The sequence below is a fragment of the Prosthecobacter sp. genome (assembly GCF_044227185.1).
In the GTDB taxonomy this organism is placed as follows: domain Bacteria; phylum Verrucomicrobiota; class Verrucomicrobiia; order Verrucomicrobiales; family Verrucomicrobiaceae; genus Prosthecobacter.
Genome location: NZ_JBGAFO010000010.1, coordinates 121,775 through 140,708, shown reverse-complemented (window position 1 = coordinate 140,708; position 18,934 = coordinate 121,775). Strand labels below are relative to the sequence as shown.

Here is an 18,934-nt window from a genome sequence, read left to right as displayed (position 1 = left end):
CAGGGGGCTTTGTTTGGACTGATGGGGTTCATGCCCTCGCTGCAGCCAGGAAGGTCCACGCTGATGGTCGGCAGCATTGAAAGGTACCGCGGCCATACCAAAGGGTATGAAGCTTCTTTGATTGAGGTGTTTGCCGTCGCTCTCATCATCGCTGTGGCGCGCAGCCCGCGGGATCCGGCGCTGCCGCCGCGCAAAGGGCTGCCTCCAGGCACCTGGTGCTATGCGGCGTGGGCGTTCACAGGCCTCCTCTCCCTTGCCAATGCCTAGGATGGCTCGCTGGCCTGGATGGCCTTTTCACGCTTTGGCAAAGGCACGCTGATCTTTGTGGCCGCGGCCATGTGCCTGCGCGATGAAAAAGAAATGCGCGCCGCATCGGCGGGCCGGCCGCCAGCCTGGTGGCGCAGGCCTGGATCTGCATGAAGATGCGCTCCCTCGACGGCGGCTTTCAGATCAAGGGCTGGTTTGAGCGCGTGTCCTGATCGATCAGAACGCCAGCGCCGGCCCCTGCTGATTGCGCACGTATTTGAGCACCGCTTCGGTGCGGGAGCGCACCTTGAGCTTCTGATAGATGGTTTTCAAATAATCCCGCACCGTTTCATAGCTGATGCCCATCTCGTAGGCGGCCTCCTTGGCGCTCAAGCCTTTCACAAACAATCCCAGGAGTTCGTTCTCACGCTGCGTGATGCCAGGGATACGCGGCTTTGCCGCCGCCTTGGTCTGGAATGCTGAGATCACCAGGCGCGAAATGGCGGGGCTCATCGGACCGCCGCCGAGCGCGGCGGCGCGCACGGCTTCGAGCAGATGCTCGGGAGGCGCAGTTTTCAGCACGTAGCCGCATGCGCCGGCCTTGAGGGCGCCGAAGACCTGCTGCGGGGTATCGTCACAGGTCAGCATCACAAAGGCCGTGGCGGGCATGTGAGATTCAAGGATGTTGAGACATTCGATGCCCGTCCTCCCCGGCAGTTTCATGTCCAGCAGAACCACGTCCGGGCGTGTTTCCAGGATGGATGCCACGGCCTGTTCGGTGTTGTTGAACACATTCAAAAGTTCAAAGCCGCGCTCTGGCACGAGGATTTTTTTCAGGAGTGCCTGAAAGTGCGGATCATCCTCGACGCAAGCGACGCGAATGGATGGATGTGAAAGGTTCATGACTGTTGATGATCAAAAAGAGCGCTGGAAGCGCTGCACACAGTACGTTCCGAATGAAAGTCACAGACCGCAAGCGGGGTCGTTTTGAAACGGACTTTTCGCGCGAGAATGAATCGAGTTTTAGGATTCGCTAAGCACGATTCAACAGCAATGCGCCCGATTGCTTAGGCTCTGCCGGCGCAGTGCCGCTGCCGAGACGGCGTCTCAGACGCAGGAAGGGTTTTTCCACCCATTGATGGAGGATCCAGGAGGCGCCAAGCGTGAGCGCAAAAGCGGCCAGTCCCCGCAGCAGCATGAGTTGGAGGTGGCTCAGGCCCGCGGGTGCGGGCAGCCAGTGTTTCACCACTTCCAGCAGCAGGGAATGTGTGAGGTAAAACGCATATGAAAGCACGCCGAGCCGGCTGACCCAGCGCCAGTTCAGGAAACGCAGCGGCAGCGTATCTGGGTGGCGGATGACGGTGATAAACACCGGCATCAGAGCAAGCCCTTGCAGCGTGTAGCGCCAGGTCTCCCGGAACGCGGTGCCGCGGATCACAAACGTGGCCAGAAGCAGCATGAGGCAGGAAGGAAGAATCAGCCACAGCCAGTGGCTGCGACGAATGCGTGTGCCATCCAAAGCGGGGTTTCCCCACACGGCCAGGGCGCAGCCGAAGAGCAGCCCGTCAAGCCGTGTGTCCGTGCCGTGGCAGGTGCGGGGATGATGAGCGGAGCCCGGCTGCAGATCGATCGCAGACAGGGAATGCACCAGCAGCATGCGCCAGATAAGCACAGCCGCGCACAGCACCATCAGCAGGACAAACTGGTGCCGGCGCCGCGGCAGCATGCGCCGCATGGCGAGATAGAAAAAGGGGAAGAGCAGGTAGAAATGCTCCTCCACCGCCAGGGACCAGAGAACTTCCGTGCCTGGAGGCTGAATGCCGCCGCCGATCTCCCAATAGTTCGCGGCAAAAAGGGCCTGGGCCGTCAATGCCTGCCCGTGAAAACCTCCGCTCAGAACACCGCATGCCGTGAGCAGGGCGATGAGGCCCAGCACCAGATAAAATGGCGGGAGGATGCGCAGCGTGCGCCGCAGGAAGAACTGGCGGAGATCGGCGCTGCCATGCCGTTCGCATTCCATCCGAAGCAGGGTGGTGATGAGATAGCCGCTGAGAAAAAAGAACACCGTGACCCCGAACAAACCGGGAACCACGTGGGACAGGCCGGCATGACTGAGAAACACGATCACGATGGCCACGGCGCGCAAGCCATCCAGTGATGCGATGTGGAAGGCGCCCGGGCTCGAAGCATTAGCAGGCATGACCGGGAATGAGCACGGGGTGGGATATGTCCTGAGTCTCGATTTCGGAATCATCTGCATCCGCAAAGCCCATGGGCGTCCCCCAGTTTGGCTTGCTGGAGCGCTGGCCGAGCACCCAGCGATACACCTCATGAATTTGTGCCGCCTTGGCTTCCCAGGAATAGTACATGCATACGTGCGCCTGCGCGGCCTCCCCGGCGGCGTGGAGCTGTGCGGGGTCTTTGCGCAACTGGATCAAGAGCTGACGCAGGCGGCTCACGATGTCCTGACGCGTGGTCATGGGCAGAACAAAGCCCGTGCCCGGTGGCACCAGCTCCGGCGGTCCGCCGTGGTCCAGCACCACGGCCGGGATGCCCAGCGCCATGGCTTCCAGCACCACTCCGCCACCGAATTCGCGGATGCTCGGGAACACGAACAAATGACTGTCACGCAGGCGGGCGCCGAGCTGTGCATGCGGAACCCAGCCGTCCATCGACACACCGGAGCTGATGTTTTCGCCCTCCACCAGGGCCTGCAGCCGCTCGCGTTCCGGGCCGTCGCCAATGATGTCCAGATGCAGCGCGCCGCTGCGGACGAGGGGGGCTGCGGCGGCAATGAGCATGTCCACGCCCTTCAGCGCCACCAGACGGCCGACAAAGGAGATGCGCAGCGGCTTGAACGGATCCGCCACGGCTTTGGGAGTCAGAGGAAATTTTTCCAGATCGACGGCATTTTCCGGCATGAAGACGCAGCGGCCGCGCAGATGCGCAGGCACCTCGCGCAGCGTGGTGCGCGAGGCAGTGAGAATGGCGTGCGCGGATTCGCGCGTGCGCTTCAGGCCTGGAGAGAAGCGAACCAGCGCGCGCAGCCTGCCTGCGCTGTCGCGCTCCTGCTGGCGCAGATCCTCAAAACCTTTGGGCCAGGGCACGCCGCCGTTCAAGGGTCCTAGGACAAGGGGCACACCGATCTTTTTCAACCGGGGCGCGATCCAGCTCGAGGTGGTGGGGGAGAGCGGCAGCAGCCGGTGCACCAGGTCAAACTCACCTGCTCGCAGCCTGGGGTCGAAGGCCTGCCAAAGCTTGCGCTCGAAGAAAGGGTACACGAGATTGGAAAGCACCGCATACAGGCTCCAGCTAAAACTGCCCTTGCGGCTGAACTTCGTCGCGAGGCTCCAGGACAGGTGCTGCAGGCGGCGGTTGTTGATGGCGGTGAAATCTTCGCCTTCCACCATGCCGGCACGGAGAAAGTCATCGCGGTTGCGCCACTCGGTGACGATGTGCGCGTCCGTCTGTGCAGAGATGGCCTTTGCGCAGGACCAGCCCACGAGCGCCGCGCTGGTGAGCGTTGGATTGGCCGCCTCGGCGATGATGAGAGGACGAATGCGGCGGGGAGATGACATCATTGGGAAGTGGCGGAGCCGATGGTGACCTGCCTGTGCTGGAGAAAATCAGAGGTGATGAGCCCGAGAACCTTGATTTCGCGCATCGCCCGCTCACCCCCCCCAACTGCGGGAACCTGTGAACGGTCTTTCATAGACCTCCATGACGCGCCTGGCATTGTCATCCCAGTTGAAGCGGGCGGCGTTCTCCAGTCCGGCATGAATCAGCGAGTCCCTTTGGTCAGGGTGCGTGGAGACCTCCTGCATCGCCTGGGCTATGTCGTTCACATCTTCAGGATTGATGATCCGTGCCGCAGTGCCGACGACCTCGCCAAGCGCCCCGCGCTTGGAGCTGATGACAGGGCAGCCGCAGGCCATGGCCTCGATGGGCGGAAGGCCGAAGCCTTCAAACAGGGAGGGATAAACCATGGCCGAAGCGGCACGGTACAGGTCGGGCAGCGCGGCATCCTCCACAAATCCGAGAAAGCGGATGTCGCGGCTGTGGCGTGAGTCGCGGGCTGCGGCGTGCACATGCTCGGCGCCGTGCCAGTCGCTTCCCGCCAGCACGAGCTGCCAGGGGGAGCCGGTGCTGGTTTTGAACTGGTCAAAGGCCTCGATCAAACGCGTGTGATTTTTGGCAGGATGCTCCAGCCGCGACACATACAGGAAAAACGGTTCATTCAACTGCCAGCGCTGCGCCACCATGGCGCGGGCGGCGGCGTGGTCGCCGGGATTGAAGCGTGCGTGATCAATGCCATTGAGAATGACGTTTTGCTTCTGCACCGGCACGCCAAAATAACGCTCGACGTCACGCGCCGTGCTGGTGCTCACGGCGATGATGCCGTTCTGCCTGCGGGCCAGATGCTTTACAATGACACGCCCATAGAACATGCGGGCCAGGTCATACTTCTTCTTCAGGTGAAACGGCGCCAGGTCGTGGATCGTGGAGACGAGATTGCACTGGGCGGAGCGCACCATGCGGCGGTAGCTGGGCACGTGCAGCACGTCGATCTGCTGCTTGTCCAGCCAGCGGGGCAGCACCTGCTGGTGCCACCAGATGTTTCGCACGGCAGGCCGCCAGCGTTCATCCACGGGAACGATTTCCATCCGTCCCCGTGCGAATTCAAAGAGTGGCAGGTCCTGCGCCAGGGCCAGGATGTGAAATTTGACCACGTCTGCATAAGGCATCAGCGCGCGGGTCAGGGCCAGTACATACTGCGCCACGCCGGTTTTGCCCCGTTGGATGACGCTGGTGGAGATTGCTATTTTCATGCTGCGAGAAGGTATTCCATTTGTTCGTGACGAAGAGATTCATGCACCACCGGGCTGGCATTCGCGAAGCGCAGGTAGATGTGCCGGCTGGTGGCGTGGTCTTTCAGGCGGGCCATCAGCCCCAGGCCGCCGCTGTCCATCACCTGAACTTTATGCAGGTCGATCACCACGGGATTGCGTGCGTCCGCGGCATTCTGAATGACGCCCAGCGCACCGCGCCACAAGCTCTCCACACTGCTGGTGGTGACGGCGCCGCTCCAGTCAAGCCGCAGCGGCGTGGCCTTGGTGCCGAATGCTGAGGCCGGAAGGCCGGCGTTCAGGATTTTGTTCAGCGCCTCCTCGCGGCTGTCCGCCTGCGTGAAGATCGAGCTGAGGCGGGTCATCTGCAGCAGCTTGTGCACGGCAGGGGAGGTGGCCACCAGCACGAGATGTTTGCCTGAGTGACGGCAGCGCTTCTGCATGCGCATCAGCAGGCCCAGCCCTGTGCTGTCGATGAACTGGGCACCGGCGCAGTCGATGATGATGCCCTCCTGCTGTCCTTCGAGGCTGTCCATCCAGACCTGCTCGATGGCGCGCACCTCCGCGGCGTCCAGACGATCCGGGCAGAAGAGCTCCGCCACGCTGGAAAGCCTGACGTCAGATGTTTTGGCTGGTGTGGCTGCGCGTGGCATGGCCGGCTCCGTGTGTTTGCTGCCGCGCGTGAGCCACCACTGTTTCACAATCGTAAATCCAAAGACCACGAAGTCGGTGGCGTAGCGTTTGAACAGCCGTCGTGGCTCCTGCAGCAGCCGGTACAGCCATTCGAGGCCGGTCTTTTGCATCCAGAGAGGCGCGCGCAGCATGTGGCCGGCGAGAAAGTCGATGGTCGCCCCCACGCCGATCGTCACCGGTGCGGCCGCGCGCTGATAGTTCATGGCGATCCACTTTTCCTGCTTCGGGCAGCCAAAAGAAACAAACAGAAGGTCCGGATCGGTGGAGTGGATCTCGGCGCAGATCGCCGCGTGATTCATTTCATGCAGTGGCTGGAAGGGTGGCGAGAGCATGCCCGCTATCCGGAGCTTCGGATGGCGCTCCTGCACCTTCTGCACGGCTTTCTCCGCCACCTCCTTTTTTCCGCCCAGGAAGAAAACGCTCCAGTTCTTCTCTTCAGCAATGGCCAGGAGCTTCGGCACCAGATCGGAGCCTGCGACGCGTTCCGGCAAGGCATTGCCGAGCAAGCGTGAGGCCCATACCAGCGGCATGCCATCGCAGACCACGAGATGGGCATCCAGCAAAATGCGCCGGAGGTCCTCGTCGTACACGGCCAGCGCCGTGAAATCCACATTCGCCGTGGCGATGTAATGAGGCCTTCGCGAGGCGACCATCCCTGAGATCGCCGCCAGCGCCTGATCCGTCGTCACATTGTCGAATGGTACGCCGAGGATGGACAATGACGGGCCGCTTCGCGGTGGGGATGCTGCATCAGTTATGTTCATGGGAGTTCCTGGCCGGCTGAAAATGCTGCGAATAGTAGCGGCTAAGCTGCCGTCCCAGGCCGGGCCAGCCAAAGCGTCCGCGGCAGGTCTGCATGCCTCGTTCCTCAATTCTCTGGCGCAATGTTTCGTCGTGAAGCATGCGCTCGGTGTAGTGTGCAAACATCTCCGGCGTGTCTGCGAGCAGGATGTCCGTGCCGTGAGTCAGGTTCAGGCCCTGCGCGCCGATGGTGGTGCTGATCACGGGGGTGCCCATCGCCATGCTTTCCGGAATCTTGAGCCGGGTGCCGCCGCCGATGCGCAGCGGCACGATCTGCGCCCAGGCGCGGCGGTACCAGGGCCGCACATCCGGTACGCCTCCGGTGACGGTGACATCCGGCAGAGCGCCATACGCTTTCACTTCATCAACTGGTGACGTGCCCACGATCAGCACCTTCAAATCCGGCACCCGCCGCTTCAGTCGTGCGTGAATCTCCTCAAAGTACCAGCGCAGGGCGTCCACGTTTGGCATATAGTCCATGGCACCGCAGTATAGAACCGTTGGCGCGCTGTCACGGCGGGCTGGCGCGGCGTCAGGGCTGAAATAGTCGAGATCGACTCCGTTCGTGATCACCGCCACGGGCACCTTCCTGCTCACTTCCGAGCGGATGAAGCGCTCGTCATCGGGTCCGCACACCACCTGCACGGCGCTCCGGCGTGCGACCTGATGTTCGAACCGGCGGAGCTTCCACACCTGTTCGCGATACAACAGCGACGATTTAAGCTCCTTGGGCATGCGGGCGTACTGCTCCTCCTGAAACTGCAGATCCACCCGGCTGCGGTCCACACTCAGCGGTATCTCCAGATGGCTCTTGAGAAAATACTGCGCCATGACGATGTCGCACACATGCACCATGTCGTACTCGTTTTGATCGAGCATGGCGCCGATGGTGTCCGCGAGCTGCGGCAGCCACCAGTGACGGATTGTGGTGGGCAGTGCATGCAGCAGCCGGTTGGGAACCAGCCGCGGCCACGGTGGATGCACGAAGGGCACAAAGACAACTTTGCGGCAGAAGGTTTCGAAGACGCTGCGGTGCTCCACGCGCTCACCTTTTTCCGAAAGCGCGATCAAATCGATGGTGTGGTCCCTGGCCAGCTCACGCAGCAGATGAAACACCCGTTGATAGGTGCCGCGGTCGATCGGGTAGGGGATGTAGGGGTAAACGACCAGGATGTGCATGAGCAGGATGAACTTCCCGTACCAAACCAGGATCATGACCAAATGCATCGCCCGCAAGTGGGGGGAAATGGAGGCTAGTTAAAGCGGCTCCACAGCGCCATGTACTGCTGGATCGCGGAGGCGGATGCGTCGCGTTGCGTCCAGAGCATTGTCACCATTTCATGCAGCAGATGCTCGCGCGGGTAGCGAGTCAGGGGTGAGGGAATCCCGCGCGTGCGGAGGCGGAGAAGGACGTTCTTCCACACAGGTACTTCCGGACACTTGTTGGTCCTGCTGGAGAGATAATCGACAGGCGTTGACAGTTTCATTTCCAGACGCCGGCTTTCGAGCTGGAGGAAGATCTTCAGGGCCAGTTGTGACAGCTCCGAGTGCTCCTTGACCAGTTCGTCCCGTGTTTGCGTCGAGCGCTGCGGATGAAGCTTGAACTCCACACCAGCGGCATGGTGGGACAGGATTCCAGCGTCCACGCCGGGCAGTGTCTGCAGCCTGCGGTGACGTTCCAGGCAGCTCCAGTGATAGCGGCCGTTCATGGCCAGGATCACATCTCCCAGGGCAAGCCGGACCTTGGCCAGATTTCGCCCCACAAAGTCGGCGTCCTCGATGCCGAAATCTTTCCGGCCCAGCCGATCATTGGCAAACAGCAGGCCGGAGCAGCGGTTGAAAAGGAGCCGCGTGGCCTCATGCAATGGGATGGAGGTGGCATCGCGATGATGATCGCATCCAGTAAAAAGCTCCTCTCCGCCGATCAGCCAGCGGTGTCCCATCACCAGATCGTAGTAGAACATGCTGACCGGGCTGCGGCGTAGACGCGCGATGGAGAGAATTTTGAACTCCACATCCAGCCCGACCACATGGGAAAGAGACTCTCCCAGTCCGTGCAGTGCCGTCTTGAAACGGCGGTCGTTGATGAGCGTGCTGCCACGAATGAACACGAAAAACTCCAGGTCATTGTAGGGCAGGTCCCGGCCGTTTTCCCGCAGGACGCCGCCTTCACCGCGCCCATAGCCACCCGCCAGCACCAGACCCTCGAGTCTGGCCGCGGGAATGATGCGTTCAACGCCGGCACGCACGTGAGTGCACGTCATGGCCAGGTGCTGCTCCAGGATTTCGCTGCCGTCGATGGTGAAGCGTGTGCTCATGCAGGCAGGGATTCACGCAGGTATTGTTCGATCTGATCCACGATGGGGGCCATGGCGAAGCGCTGATGTACTTCCGCATGGCCGGTTTGGGCGATGCTCGCGCGCAGGTGGTGTTCGCTTTGCAGCAGCAAAATCCGCTCCGCGAGCTGGGTTGCCGCTCCGGCATCATAAGTGACGGCGTTTTCACCGTGGCGGAACAGTTCGCGGCTGCCGCCCGTCATCGTGCCGATGACAGGCAGGCCGCAGGCCATGGCCTCCAGCGGTGTGAGGGCAAACGGCTCCTCCCATTCTGAGGTGAACAGCAGGACATCGTGAGCACGGTAGACCGACGGCATTTCATCGGGCATGGCGCTGTGCCAGGTCACTGGCAGGAGGTTTCCGGCGGCGAAGTTCTTCAGCATCGTCACGTAGGCATCATCGCCCTTCCCGAAGACATGCAGTTCGCCGGCAAAGGAGCTTTTGATCAGCAGCAGCGCACGCAGGGCTGTCAGGATGCCCTTGTCCTCCGCCAGACGGCCCACCCACAGCCAGTTCTTTGGCGGGCGGTTCACCGGTGGTCCCTGGAAGCGCTGCGTGTCCACCGGGCAGTGAATGACGCCGCCATGCATGACATCATAGCCCTGCTGCGCCGTCAGCTCACGAAGACGGGCGCTGGTGAAATAGAGCCGCTGAAAGCGGATGTCGGAAACGGGGTTCGTGGGCGCGATGGCATCGCATCGTTTCCGTACGCCGTACAGAGTCCACAGCGCCCGCTGCATGCGCGATCCGATGGATCCCTTGCTGCGGTTCCACCAGTCCAGCCACACGTCTCCAGTGAGACTGCGCAGGATCCAGTGGTCGCTGACATCATAGACAGCTGGCACTCCGCTTCGCTGCAGAGTCAGGCAGAGGGACTTTGACAGCCCGCCCATGCACCAGACGTGAACGACATCAGGCTTTAGCACGGCGAGAGCCCGGCTCAGTGTTTCGTTATTGTGCAGTTCCAGTCGCTTGAGCGCCCTCAGTCCCAGCCAGGGATGGCCGTAGTAGCCATGGATGCGCAGGCTTCGCTCCACATGCGGCTCCTCTGCCGGCGCAGCCCCCTTCGATCCGTGATTGGAGGTGAGCACATGCACGTCATGGCCGCGCTTCCGCAGGGCCTCGGTGACCGCTGCGCAGCGCAGCTCATAGCCGCCCACGTAGCAAGGCGGATAAAGATTGGTCAGAACGAGGATTTTCATGCGGGCACCTCCTGCTGCTCCCGCCATCCCTGACGAAATCCCGCAAGCCTCCCCCGGCGCTGCTGCAGGCGGATGCGCATGGCATGCCATACTTCGCGGAGGCGGCCATGCCTCGCGCACCAGCGCAGATCATGGCGCACATCGTTGACCCAGCCGAGCAAAACGGTCTGCGGCCAGTTGAACACACCCGGCCGCTGGCTCCAGGTTTTGCCGAGCGCACGGGCGTCGCCAAACGAACGCTTCCAGCTTTGCTGGGGTGTGTAGTTGTGGCTGTGCATCACCACGGACTCCTTGACGTAGGGCACCTCGTATCCCTGGGTGCGGCACCAGCGCGTGTACTCGTCGTCCTCGGCATACTGCAGGTCTTCGCGAAAGCCGCGCAGCTCCCATGCCTCCCTCCGCAGTCCGCTGCTCACCATGCTGAAAAAATGATCCCAGCGGGCAGATTCACGTTCAGGCCCAAAGCAGCGGTCGTAATCGCAGGCAAACACCGCCTGGCAGTCAGGGCGGGGAATCTGCCGGCCAAAACACGCGGCGACACGGGAGTCCGCCAGTGTCTCCGCCAGCGGCCTCAACCAATGATTGTTTTGCGGTGTTGCGTCGGCGTTGAGAAAGATCACGCGTTCGGCGCGGGCGAGCCGCATTCCGTGGTTCATCACACGGCTGGGATTGTATTCCTGCGGTGTGATCTGCACGAAGTGCGCAGGTTTGGCCGCGCGAATCAGTTCCTGCGAACCATCGCTGGAGCCGCTGTCGATGACGATCAGCTCCCGGTTTTCCCAGTTTTGTCCGGCCAGCGCCGGCAGGGTTTCCTTCAGCGCCCAGGCTTCATTGAAGGACCGCATGACGATGCTGACGAGAGGATCGCTCATGACAGTTTGGCGGCGAGTTGGACTCCCTGGCGGGGCAGCGTCTTTTTAGAGCCTTTGATTTTTTTTGCTTCGACCAGTTCCTCGTAAACCCGTGCCACGCGCCCCGCGACGGTGGGGACGTCGAACTCAGCGCGTACATGCTCCCGTGCCTCCGCGCTCAGGTAACGATGCAGCTGGTTGCTGATCATGAGCGTGTCGATCCCGGAGTGAAAATCGGAGGTTTTATCCAGATCATAGAGCAGGCCCGTCTGACCGTGATCAATCAGCGAGGCAGCGCCGGATGTGCGGGAGGAAAGCACGGGCGTGCCTGCGGCCCAGGCTTCGAGAATGACGATGCCAAACGGTTCCGCAGTGGAGCTCAGCACAAACAGGCGTGCGGATTGAATGAGACCGATCAGTTCCGCACTCCCCGCGGCGAGGCCGCCGGTGAGCAGCACATCATTGCCCAGGCCCAGGCGGTTGATCTCGCGATGCAGCTCTTCGACCACAGACTGAGTCGTTCCCGCGCCTGCGAGCACAAGCATCGCACGCGGGTGACGCCGTTTGATCGCCGGAAACTGCCGCACCAGCCAGGGCAGGTTCTTGGCGGGATCAAGCCGCGCGACTTTGACGATGAGATCGCGTTCCGCGATCTGCGGAAAGGCCTTGAGCGCGGCGGCACGGCAGTCCACGGCGTACTGGGCCGCAGGCACCGAGTGGGGCTGCACGATGATGCGCTGCCCGGGATATTTTTCCTGCAGCAGGGCCGCTTCACGCGGGTTGCAGGTGAAGATGGCGTCCGTGTTCTGCAGCACGCGCCGGCTGCGCACCAGCGCGCCGAGAATCTTTCCCCATTCAAAGCCGCCTTTGAGCGGAGCGGTGAGCTTTGCATTCACTTCGTCTGGAATGTCCAGCGCCCCGCCATGCAGGGTGATCACATGAGGCACGCCGCGGGTCCGGGCTGCCATCAGGCTGATGCCCGCCAGACGATTGAGCGCGTGTGTGTGCATCACATCCGACCTGCTGGCGCGAAGCTGCCAGAACAGCTCAAATGAAAACAAATTGCCACCCCATGAAACGAGTTCCTCCCGCTGTGCAGGGGAAATGCCGGACACGGGAACAAAGGCACGATAGCGCTTCACCTCGGCGCCGGCATCCCGCAGCGGATCGTTTTCACCGGGCGCGGCGTTTCCTGGAGCATGTACCATGGACGAAACACTATGCTGCCGGAGTCCCTGAACCAGCCGTTGCACGGCAGTCTCGGTGCCACCCCATTGAGCTGGATCATACTTGCGGAGAATGTGGGATGCTTGCATGAGAGGTCACGCGGCCTGAAGCGCGGGTGGATTTTTTTTGAAGGGGGACGGAAGGCGGGAGCGAAGGGTCCGCCGTTCTGAGGCAGCCAGGGAGCCGTACCACAGGCAGAGCAGGGCGGTCAGACCGCCTGCGCTTCCCATCAGCAGAATGCGCAGCCAGGTGTTCTCGATCTGCAAACCCGGAAACAGCAGTGGCGCGCCCAGCACGAGAGCCGCCGGAATGCACGCAGTCCAGGCCGGCAGCACCGTCTCACGGAAGAGCTGCCACGGGCCCAGCCTGACGTCCCGTGCCACCCAGGGCCAGAGCAGGAACCAACCGAAGAAGAGCGAGGGAATGAGCGAGCCCACGGCGACACTGACCACATTTTGAAACAGCAGCGCGAGACTGATGCTCAGCACCAGGTTCGCCGCCGCCTCCCCCAGACCCATCCACATCAGGCGCCGCTCGTGGCCGGTCATCATGTAGATGCGTTTGCTCACGCTGTGGGTCAGCGCCGAACTGTAAAACCACAGCAGCAGCACCTGCGCCACCTGCCACGTTTCAGCGGCGATGTGTTTGTCTCCGGTGAGCACCCGCAGCAGCGGCTCCAGCTCAAAGGCGCACAGCACATACAGCGGCGTGGCGATGATGGCGCTCCAGCGTGTCCCGCGCTGCAGCAGATCCCGCAGGGCGGAGTGCTCGCCGCTGGCCTGCAGATGCGCCGCGGCCGGAGAGAGCGTGTCCTGCAGTTGTTTGGTGAACTGCGCAAAGACCTCGGCCACTTTGGCGCCTGCCTGATAGACGGCCACCGCACCGATCGAAAGCGTGGCGCCGAGCACCAGCTGGTCGGTTTTCCCCAGCACAATGTTGGTGGCCGTGGTGATGTACGCAAAAATGGAGAAGCCCATCGTTTCCCGCATGATGGACTTTGAAAACAGGTGAGGGCGCAGCTTCACTTCAGGCATGTGCCGAAGTGCGAAAAAGGCCGAGACAAGATCCGGAGCCAGCGCAAAGAACAGCGCGGTGAGCATGATGGCCAGCAGGCTCCATCCCGCATAAACCGCCCACGCGATGACTGCGAGACGCATCAGCATGGCGGCAGTGGTGATGTTGTTGGCCGTGCTGATGCGCTGCTGCCCGCGCAAAATCTCCGGGAAGATGCCCAGGGGAAATGCCAGGGCGATGGCGGCGAAGAAGGCGATCAGGACGATGCGGAACTCGGCGTGACGGGCCGGTGAAACTCCGAAGGCCCGCACGATGTCATCGGCTCCCAGAGCGACTGTGGCCGCCATGAGCACCGCCACTCCAAGATAGAAGAACAGGATCGTGCTCAGCACCTGGCTCAGCTTGTGCCACTCACGTGTGACGGACAGCTCGGCCACCCGCTTTTGTGCGGCAAACCCAAAACCAAAGTCCAGCAGAATGCCGTAGCCAAAAACACTCCAGAGCAAGGACCAAAATCCGAAGGATTCCTGCGGCAGCGCCTGGTATAAAAGCCGGAAAGTGACCAGACCGACGATGATGCCGACGAAGGTGCGCAGGTAGTTCGAGAGAGCGTTGCTCCAGATGTGTTGCTTGACGGAGTCGTAGGTCATCGCGAGTGCCAAAACCTCGCGGTGAGCCCCTCTCTGAACAATCCCCGCAGATGCGGGGTTGACCCGAGAGGCAAGGGAAGTGTCAGGTGCGCCAGGGTTTCACGCAGCCAGGGCGTGGAGGGCGGAGGCGGAGAGGTCCACCTCGGGGCGTTCCAGCGCGGCCTCCATCAGGCGGTGAATGTGAGGGATGTGGGTGATGTCCTTTGGCACGGAGGATGAGTTGCTGAAGAGCGTGGCGTAGCTCTGCGGATCATGCGGGTGGTATCCATGCATGGCACGGATGGGGCGCTCTCCCATGTGGCTGGGCACGATCAGCACACCTTCCTGTACCAGGAAAATGAGCTCGCCATACCGGCCGTCTGCAAAATGGGCGCGGAAACGCCGGAGTTCCTCCTCCGGCATGATACGGCCTTCTGGAACATCTTCGAGCGCTTTGGAGACTTTCTGGCGTGCCGCGTCATTGAAGAACCAGAAGCGCGCCATCGTGCTGTCATACACGACGTTGTAATCAGCGCCGATGCGAAGGCCGAGCGCCTCAATCTTGCTGCGCAGATCAAGATGCCGGTCGCAGTTGGCCATGCCATGATCGCTGAAGACATGGAGATTGACCGTGCGGTAGTGTTTTTGCGCCGTCGTCATCGTCTGGGTGATCCAGGCTTCATACTCTGCGAGCTTCGTGTCGATCTCCGGTGATTGGTTGCCCACCCGGTGCAGCAGGCCGTCAAGCCCCGCCCAGTATTGAAACGCGAAATCGATGCGTTCGCCTTCGATGTCAGCGATCAGACGGTCGCGGTTGGTTTCCTCGCTCAAATCCGGCTCGGTGACGAAGTAGGGCACGCCTTTCTCCACCAGAAGATCAAACACATTGGGGCCGCGGTTCATTCCACGCGGCTGCAGCGGGCTCTTTTTCTCCGTGAAGTCAAACAGATGAATGAGGTGAAAGGGGATGTTGTAGAGGTCAAAGTAGCCTTTGAAGCCCAGCGTCGATTTGACGACTTTGGTCAGGTAACGGCGCACAATGCGGCGGCTGGTCAGGGCCTTGGGCAGCCAGCGCAGCCAGCTCAGGCTGCGAAAGGGGGAGTTCTGCGGATCATGAATGAAGTAGCACCAGTTGTGGTGCTCGTCCGGCCAGCGGCCGCTGAGAATGCTCGGCACGCAGGTGCTGCTGTAGCCGAAAACGCTCTCAAGTTTCCGCCGGTGCGGCGCCAGCGCGCTGAGAAACTGCGGGCGGTCCTTGATGATCTCCCACCCGCAGGCATCGATCATGATGAAAAGGTCCAGGCGTTGCTTCATGCGAAGGCGGGTTCAGGCTCCAAAGGCGCGGCATTTGAGATCAAGCGTTCCACCTCGCGCCGGAGCAGGGCAGGACTGAAGGGCTTGGAGACAAACATCGTGGCGCTTTCAAATCCCTGATACTGGCCCACGGCAAGCTGGCCGCGGGAGCTGAGAATGATGACCGGAATGTCACGCGTGGCAGGGTCCGCCTTCAGTTCCTGCAGGGCGGCCTTGCCATCCATCACCGGCATGATGTGGTCCAGCAGGATGATGCAGGGCTGCCGGCTGCGGGCCAGCTTCACCGCCTCCAGGCCGTCTCCGGCCAGCAGGATGGGATGACCGAGCGGCTTCATGCTGAGTTCCGCCACCCGGCGCATGTGGGGTTCGTCATCCACGACGAGAATGGGGCTATCCTTTGGCATGGGAGAGGGAGTTTTGAGTGTTGGCGGAAAGCGTGCGCGCACCGCGTGTGATGACCATGAAAGTGGCGTCGTCCTGCTGGCTCGCGGCGTCCACCGCGCTGCGGTGCAGACGGTGCAGGCTGTCGCGTGACGCTCCCGCATCCTCCGCGGCGGAGGCGGTGCGGCGCAGCCAGGTGTGGAGCTCGTCACGGCTCAGAATGCCGCCGCCCGAGACCACGTCACTCAGGCCGTCCGTATGGAGAAGCACATGCGTGTAAGCGCTGAGATTCACCGCATAGTCCTGATACTGCGCGCCTGGGGTGACACCAAGGGGTGGACCGTCCGCGCTGACTTCCTGAATCTGCCGTCCGTCGCTGAGCAGCAGCGGCGCATGGCCCGCCCCGCAGACGTTCAGCCCCAGCCCGTCGGCGGTGATGTGCACGAGCTGCGCCGTGATGAACATGTCCGCCCGGTCGAGTTCGGAAAACATCGCCTGGTTCAGCCGCTGCATCAGGCGGGAAGGTCTTGAGGCCAGTTCGAGATGCGAATGCAGCAGGCTGTGAAAGGCAGTGGCAAACAATGCGGCGGGCACCCCTTTGCCCATGACATCCGCCACCACAAAGAGCAGGCCGCCGTCTGGCAGCAGAATGCCATCCAGATAATCTCCTCCCACTTCTCCCACCGTGGCCAGATGTGCGGCGCAGTGGATGAAGGGGGTCTGCGGCAGTTCCGCCGGCAGCAGCGAGCGCTGAATGTCCGCCGCGATCTGCAGCTCACGTTTCATCAGGCGTGCCTGGTTCGCTTCATCGCGCCGGTGCAGTCCATGCAGCAGCGCGCCAAGAAAATCACCCAGGCTGCGCACCACGTTCAGCTCGCGTGCGGAAGGCTCCCAGCACGGTTTGAAAACACCCACCGTCAGCACACCCGCGAGATCTCCGCCGCTTTCCAGCGGGTGCGCCAGTCCGCTGATGTGCTCTCCGGCTTTCCGCAGCGGATCTGCGGCGGCAAAGGTGGTGCCGCCGTCAAACCACTGATCCTGACGTGTGACGGCGGCGCGGGTCTCGATGGCGTCCGCCACACGGAAATCCAGCAGCGGCTCCCAGGCGATGGCGGCGGGCACTCCTCCCAGAAGGGGAAGCCTGGCCGCCTCCGCCGCCGTCATGCGCAGCACCAGAAAATCGGCGCCCGCCAGCTCACGCAGCTCGTCGAGCCAGCGCGACGCCAGAGCCACCGGCTCCACGTCGTTGCCAGCATCGGCGATGAGCCGGAAAATGTTGGCCAGCGTTTCGTAGCAGGAGGCCACCTCGGCCGTCATGAGTTCCAGCGTGGCCTCGGTGTCCTCCGTGGCCTGCGGCGGTGATTTGCGCCGCGCGCTCAGGCAGAGCACGTTTTGCCCCTGTCCGCGCAGGTAGGAGGCGTGGTCGGTGAGTGAACTGATGATGAAAAGCCCGCGCCCATGTTCGGACTCGTCGTCTTCAGGCAGCTCCACCTTCTCGGGCCAGTCAAAGCCGCTGGTGTGGTCCGTGATGCGCACCGCGATGTCATCCTCAGACAGCGCCGCTTCGATGCGGACGTTCTGGCGTGCCTGTTCAGGGGTGGCGTAGAGAACGGCGTTGTTGGCTGCTTCCGCCAGCACCAGCTCCCATGTCTGGCATTCGTCCTCCTGGATCCGCCGGTCCGCCAGCCACTGCATGACAGAGCGCACGGCATCGCGCGCGTCATCCAGCGTGGCTGGGAAATCGAGCCGGAAGCCGTCGAACTGCTGCTGTGGGAGCGCCATGAACGATCAATCGTGGATAATTTCGAAAACGCGATGAAGTCTTGTCAGTTCGATCAGCTGGCAGACGGCGGACGAAGGATTGAGCAGCTTCAGGCTGGCGCCGCGGGCACGCAGGCTTTTGTTCAGTGTCAGCAGCACTCCGAGGCCGGAGCTGTCGATGAAGCGCGTGGCGGACAGGTCAATGCACGCTTCTTCATGCTCGGCTTTGATTTCGTGCTCCAGTCGGTCGCGCCAGAGCCTCGCGGTGGAGGCGCAGAGTTCGGCAGGGGCGGTGATCTGGGCGGACGCGGCAAGTGTCATGGATTGTGTGCAGGTTTGAGTTGGCTGTTGGCAGGGGTGCCATGCTCCTTCCGGGGCAGCGGCATTAAAAAGCGCGGCAGGCAGTACATCAGGATGCGGAGGTTCAGCCGCAGGCTGCGATGAATGGCGTAGCACGCGCTGTGGGCGGTGTCGTTGTCACTGCTGTCCATGCCGTCGTTCATGATGTCGGCGTAGGAGAAGATGCCCGCGGGAGCATCGAACCACATGCGTTCAAATTCGTTGGTCAGCAGCGCGGCGCGTGCCTGCGGGAGCGGGCGGTTGCCCACCAGGTGCATGTCGCCACGCCACACGGACCACAGCTCCGGCCAGCGTGCAAACAAACCGGGGCCGGAAACGAGTGAATAGAGCCGTGTGCTGGGACTGTAGCGGTCCTGCTTGGTCGGCGGCGGCAGCACCACCTGCCGGCTTTCAAACGCCGGCCGCCATCTCACCAGCCATGTCCACAGGGCGAAGATCAGCGCCAGCGGCGCCGTGAGCACCATCAGCAGAAGTCCGGCGATGCGGGTGAACCAGCCGTTGCGCACCCCGCCAAAAGGCTGATGCGTGAGATTGGTGAGCAGGAAGTCGTCTGTCACCTCCAGAAACGTGCCCTTGTTCCAGTTCTCGATGCCGCCTCCCCACGCAAAGGAGTTCTGCACGTTCGTCAGGGCGCCGACGTAGGTGCTCGGCCCCACCCAGCTTTCACTGACGATGGCATGGCGGTCAATGTAGGCGGCCTCCTCGATGACGGTGCCTGCCAGAATTTGCGCATTGTCTCCCACGATGACCTGGGGGCCGATCCACACGGGGCCTTCAATTTGGGCCGTGGCGGCGATGCGCGCCCGCGTGCTGACGTGCACCTCGGGGGCGATTTCCCGCATGGTCAGATGGGACTCGGGAGGCGTCACACGCAGATTGTTCAGCATGATGTCGAACAAGGCGGCGGAGCTTTCCCACAGCGGCTTGTGCGGCAGCGAGGGCAGCGTGTCCAGCGTGATGATGTTCGGCGCCCTTCCAGCGGAGTCTTTGCCCGTGAAGCGCAGACGCGTTTCCTCAATGCTGGGCTCCCGCTTGACCGAGAGCACCGTGATCGAGAGCCCCCAGCGCCCGCCCTGATCCACCGCGTGGCGGATTTCATGCGGACGGTCCGCGGCCAGGATGGTCGCGTGCTTCACGCCTGCGGCGGCCAGATGTTCCAGCCAGAGATCCAGCAGGGTGCGGCCCAGCACGGGCCAGAGAGCCAGAGGGCGGATGCGGCGGGCGAAGCCGGCGCATTTGCGGTGGTCCGGGCAGATGATGAAAACGTCCATG

General features: G+C 62.3%; 18 protein-coding genes. 2 read left to right on the top strand and 16 right to left on the bottom strand.

From position 1 onward, the window contains the following. Positions 1-30 precede the first annotated feature (30 nt). On the top strand, positions 31-267 hold the full coding sequence (locus ACILSQ_RS22300) for a hypothetical protein (RefSeq protein WP_395745879.1): 237 nt from the start codon (positions 31-33) through the stop codon (positions 265-267). A gap of 18 nt (positions 268-285) precedes the next feature. Beyond that, positions 286-420, top strand: coding sequence for a hypothetical protein (locus tag ACILSQ_RS22295; RefSeq protein ID WP_395745878.1), 135 nt, complete (start codon positions 286-288; stop codon positions 418-420). Positions 421-483: 63 nt separating this feature from the next. Here ACILSQ_RS22295 and ACILSQ_RS22290 read toward each other — a convergent pair whose 3' ends face one another. The 16 genes from ACILSQ_RS22290 to ACILSQ_RS22215 form a co-directional block, all read right to left on the bottom strand. Continuing rightward, positions 484-1,149 carry a response regulator gene (locus ACILSQ_RS22290; RefSeq protein WP_395745877.1) on the bottom strand — a complete coding sequence of 222 codons (666 nt, stop codon included), beginning with the start codon at positions 1,147-1,149 and terminating at the stop codon, positions 484-486. A 130-nt stretch (positions 1,150-1,279) separates the two neighbouring features. Beyond that, complete coding sequence (locus ACILSQ_RS22285; RefSeq protein ID WP_395745876.1) at positions 1,280-2,446, bottom strand: acyltransferase family protein; 1,167 nt, start codon at positions 2,444-2,446, stop codon at positions 1,280-1,282. Continuing rightward, positions 2,436-3,824: a glycosyltransferase family 4 protein gene (locus ACILSQ_RS22280; protein ID WP_395745875.1), complete on the bottom strand. Its 1,389-nt coding sequence runs from the start codon at positions 3,822-3,824 to the stop codon at positions 2,436-2,438. The genes ACILSQ_RS22285 and ACILSQ_RS22280 overlap by 11 nt, the downstream gene beginning before the upstream one ends. Before the next feature lie 93 nt (positions 3,825-3,917). Then, entirely contained in the window at positions 3,918-5,075 is a 1,158-nt protein-coding gene (locus ACILSQ_RS22275; RefSeq protein ID WP_395745874.1) for a glycosyltransferase family 4 protein, read from the bottom strand. Continuing rightward, positions 5,072-6,550 carry a WecB/TagA/CpsF family glycosyltransferase gene (locus tag ACILSQ_RS22270; protein ID WP_395745873.1) on the bottom strand — a complete coding sequence of 493 codons (1,479 nt, stop codon included), beginning with the start codon at positions 6,548-6,550 and terminating at the stop codon, positions 5,072-5,074. The genes ACILSQ_RS22275 and ACILSQ_RS22270 overlap by 4 nt, the downstream gene beginning before the upstream one ends. Beyond that, positions 6,537-7,802, bottom strand: a complete 1,266-nt coding sequence (locus ACILSQ_RS22265) for a glycosyltransferase (RefSeq protein ID WP_395745872.1) — start codon at positions 7,800-7,802, stop codon at positions 6,537-6,539. Before ACILSQ_RS22265 ends, ACILSQ_RS22270 begins: the two co-directional genes overlap by 14 nt. A 38-nt stretch (positions 7,803-7,840) precedes the next feature. Next, positions 7,841-8,905, bottom strand: coding sequence for a hypothetical protein (locus ACILSQ_RS22260; RefSeq protein ID WP_395745871.1), 1,065 nt, complete (start codon positions 8,903-8,905; stop codon positions 7,841-7,843). After that, positions 8,902-10,125 carry a glycosyltransferase family 4 protein gene (locus tag ACILSQ_RS22255; protein ID WP_395745870.1) on the bottom strand — a complete coding sequence of 408 codons (1,224 nt, stop codon included), beginning with the start codon at positions 10,123-10,125 and terminating at the stop codon, positions 8,902-8,904. The genes ACILSQ_RS22260 and ACILSQ_RS22255 overlap by 4 nt, the downstream gene beginning before the upstream one ends. Further along, positions 10,122-10,997 (bottom strand): glycosyltransferase family 2 protein, encoded by an 876-nt coding sequence (locus tag ACILSQ_RS22250; protein WP_395745869.1) that lies wholly within the window; start codon positions 10,995-10,997, stop codon positions 10,122-10,124. The genes ACILSQ_RS22255 and ACILSQ_RS22250 overlap by 4 nt, the downstream gene beginning before the upstream one ends. Further along, a complete protein-coding gene (locus ACILSQ_RS22245; RefSeq protein ID WP_395745868.1) occupies positions 10,994-12,292 on the bottom strand; it encodes a glycosyltransferase family 4 protein in 1,299 nt (432 codons plus the stop codon). The genes ACILSQ_RS22250 and ACILSQ_RS22245 overlap by 4 nt, the downstream gene beginning before the upstream one ends. Before the next feature lie 6 nt (positions 12,293-12,298). Then, entirely contained in the window at positions 12,299-13,867 is a 1,569-nt protein-coding gene (locus ACILSQ_RS22240; protein WP_395745867.1) for a lipopolysaccharide biosynthesis protein, read from the bottom strand. A gap of 99 nt (positions 13,868-13,966) precedes the next feature. After that, positions 13,967-15,160, bottom strand: coding sequence for an alkaline phosphatase family protein (locus ACILSQ_RS22235; protein ID WP_395745866.1), 1,194 nt, complete (start codon positions 15,158-15,160; stop codon positions 13,967-13,969). Further along, a complete protein-coding gene (locus tag ACILSQ_RS22230) occupies positions 15,157-15,564 on the bottom strand; it encodes a response regulator (RefSeq protein WP_395745865.1) in 408 nt (135 codons plus the stop codon). Before ACILSQ_RS22230 ends, ACILSQ_RS22235 begins: the two co-directional genes overlap by 4 nt. Beyond that, a complete protein-coding gene (locus ACILSQ_RS22225) occupies positions 15,551-17,323 on the bottom strand; it encodes a SpoIIE family protein phosphatase (RefSeq protein ID WP_395745864.1) in 1,773 nt (590 codons plus the stop codon). The genes ACILSQ_RS22230 and ACILSQ_RS22225 overlap by 14 nt, the downstream gene beginning before the upstream one ends. Before the next feature lie 6 nt (positions 17,324-17,329). Beyond that, positions 17,330-17,623 (bottom strand): STAS domain-containing protein, encoded by a 294-nt coding sequence (locus tag ACILSQ_RS22220; RefSeq protein WP_395745863.1) that lies wholly within the window; start codon positions 17,621-17,623, stop codon positions 17,330-17,332. Then, positions 17,620-18,933 (bottom strand): sugar transferase, encoded by a 1,314-nt coding sequence (locus tag ACILSQ_RS22215; RefSeq protein WP_395745862.1) that lies wholly within the window; start codon positions 18,931-18,933, stop codon positions 17,620-17,622. Before ACILSQ_RS22215 ends, ACILSQ_RS22220 begins: the two co-directional genes overlap by 4 nt. Position 18,934: the final 1 nt, after the last annotated feature.

Coding starts and splice junctions, on each gene's coding strand:
- ACILSQ_RS22300 (WP_395745879.1), top strand. CDS start 31: ATGCCCTCGCTGCAGCCAGGAAGGTCCACGCTGATGGTCGGCAGCATT.
- ACILSQ_RS22295 (WP_395745878.1), top strand. CDS start 286: ATGGCCTTTTCACGCTTTGGCAAAGGCACGCTGATCTTTGTGGCCGCG.
- ACILSQ_RS22290 (WP_395745877.1), bottom strand. CDS start 1,149: ATGAACCTTTCACATCCATCCATTCGCGTCGCTTGCGTCGAGGATGAT.
- ACILSQ_RS22285 (WP_395745876.1), bottom strand. CDS start 2,446: ATGCCTGCTAATGCTTCGAGCCCGGGCGCCTTCCACATCGCATCACTG.
- ACILSQ_RS22280 (WP_395745875.1), bottom strand. CDS start 3,824: ATGTCATCTCCCCGCCGCATTCGTCCTCTCATCATCGCCGAGGCGGCC.
- ACILSQ_RS22275 (WP_395745874.1), bottom strand. CDS start 5,075: ATGAAAATAGCAATCTCCACCAGCGTCATCCAACGGGGCAAAACCGGC.
- ACILSQ_RS22270 (WP_395745873.1), bottom strand. CDS start 6,550: ATGAACATAACTGATGCAGCATCCCCACCGCGAAGCGGCCCGTCATTG.
- ACILSQ_RS22265 (WP_395745872.1), bottom strand. CDS start 7,802: ATGATCCTGGTTTGGTACGGGAAGTTCATCCTGCTCATGCACATCCTG.
- ACILSQ_RS22260 (WP_395745871.1), bottom strand. CDS start 8,905: ATGAGCACACGCTTCACCATCGACGGCAGCGAAATCCTGGAGCAGCAC.
- ACILSQ_RS22255 (WP_395745870.1), bottom strand. CDS start 10,125: ATGAAAATCCTCGTTCTGACCAATCTTTATCCGCCTTGCTACGTGGGC.
- ACILSQ_RS22250 (WP_395745869.1), bottom strand. CDS start 10,997: ATGAGCGATCCTCTCGTCAGCATCGTCATGCGGTCCTTCAATGAAGCC.
- ACILSQ_RS22245 (WP_395745868.1), bottom strand. CDS start 12,292: ATGCAAGCATCCCACATTCTCCGCAAGTATGATCCAGCTCAATGGGGT.
- ACILSQ_RS22240 (WP_395745867.1), bottom strand. CDS start 13,867: ATGACCTACGACTCCGTCAAGCAACACATCTGGAGCAACGCTCTCTCG.
- ACILSQ_RS22235 (WP_395745866.1), bottom strand. CDS start 15,160: ATGAAGCAACGCCTGGACCTTTTCATCATGATCGATGCCTGCGGGTGG.
- ACILSQ_RS22230 (WP_395745865.1), bottom strand. CDS start 15,564: ATGCCAAAGGATAGCCCCATTCTCGTCGTGGATGACGAACCCCACATG.
- ACILSQ_RS22225 (WP_395745864.1), bottom strand. CDS start 17,323: ATGGCGCTCCCACAGCAGCAGTTCGACGGCTTCCGGCTCGATTTCCCA.
- ACILSQ_RS22220 (WP_395745863.1), bottom strand. CDS start 17,623: ATGACACTTGCCGCGTCCGCCCAGATCACCGCCCCTGCCGAACTCTGC.
- ACILSQ_RS22215 (WP_395745862.1), bottom strand. CDS start 18,933: ATGGACGTTTTCATCATCTGCCCGGACCACCGCAAATGCGCCGGCTTC.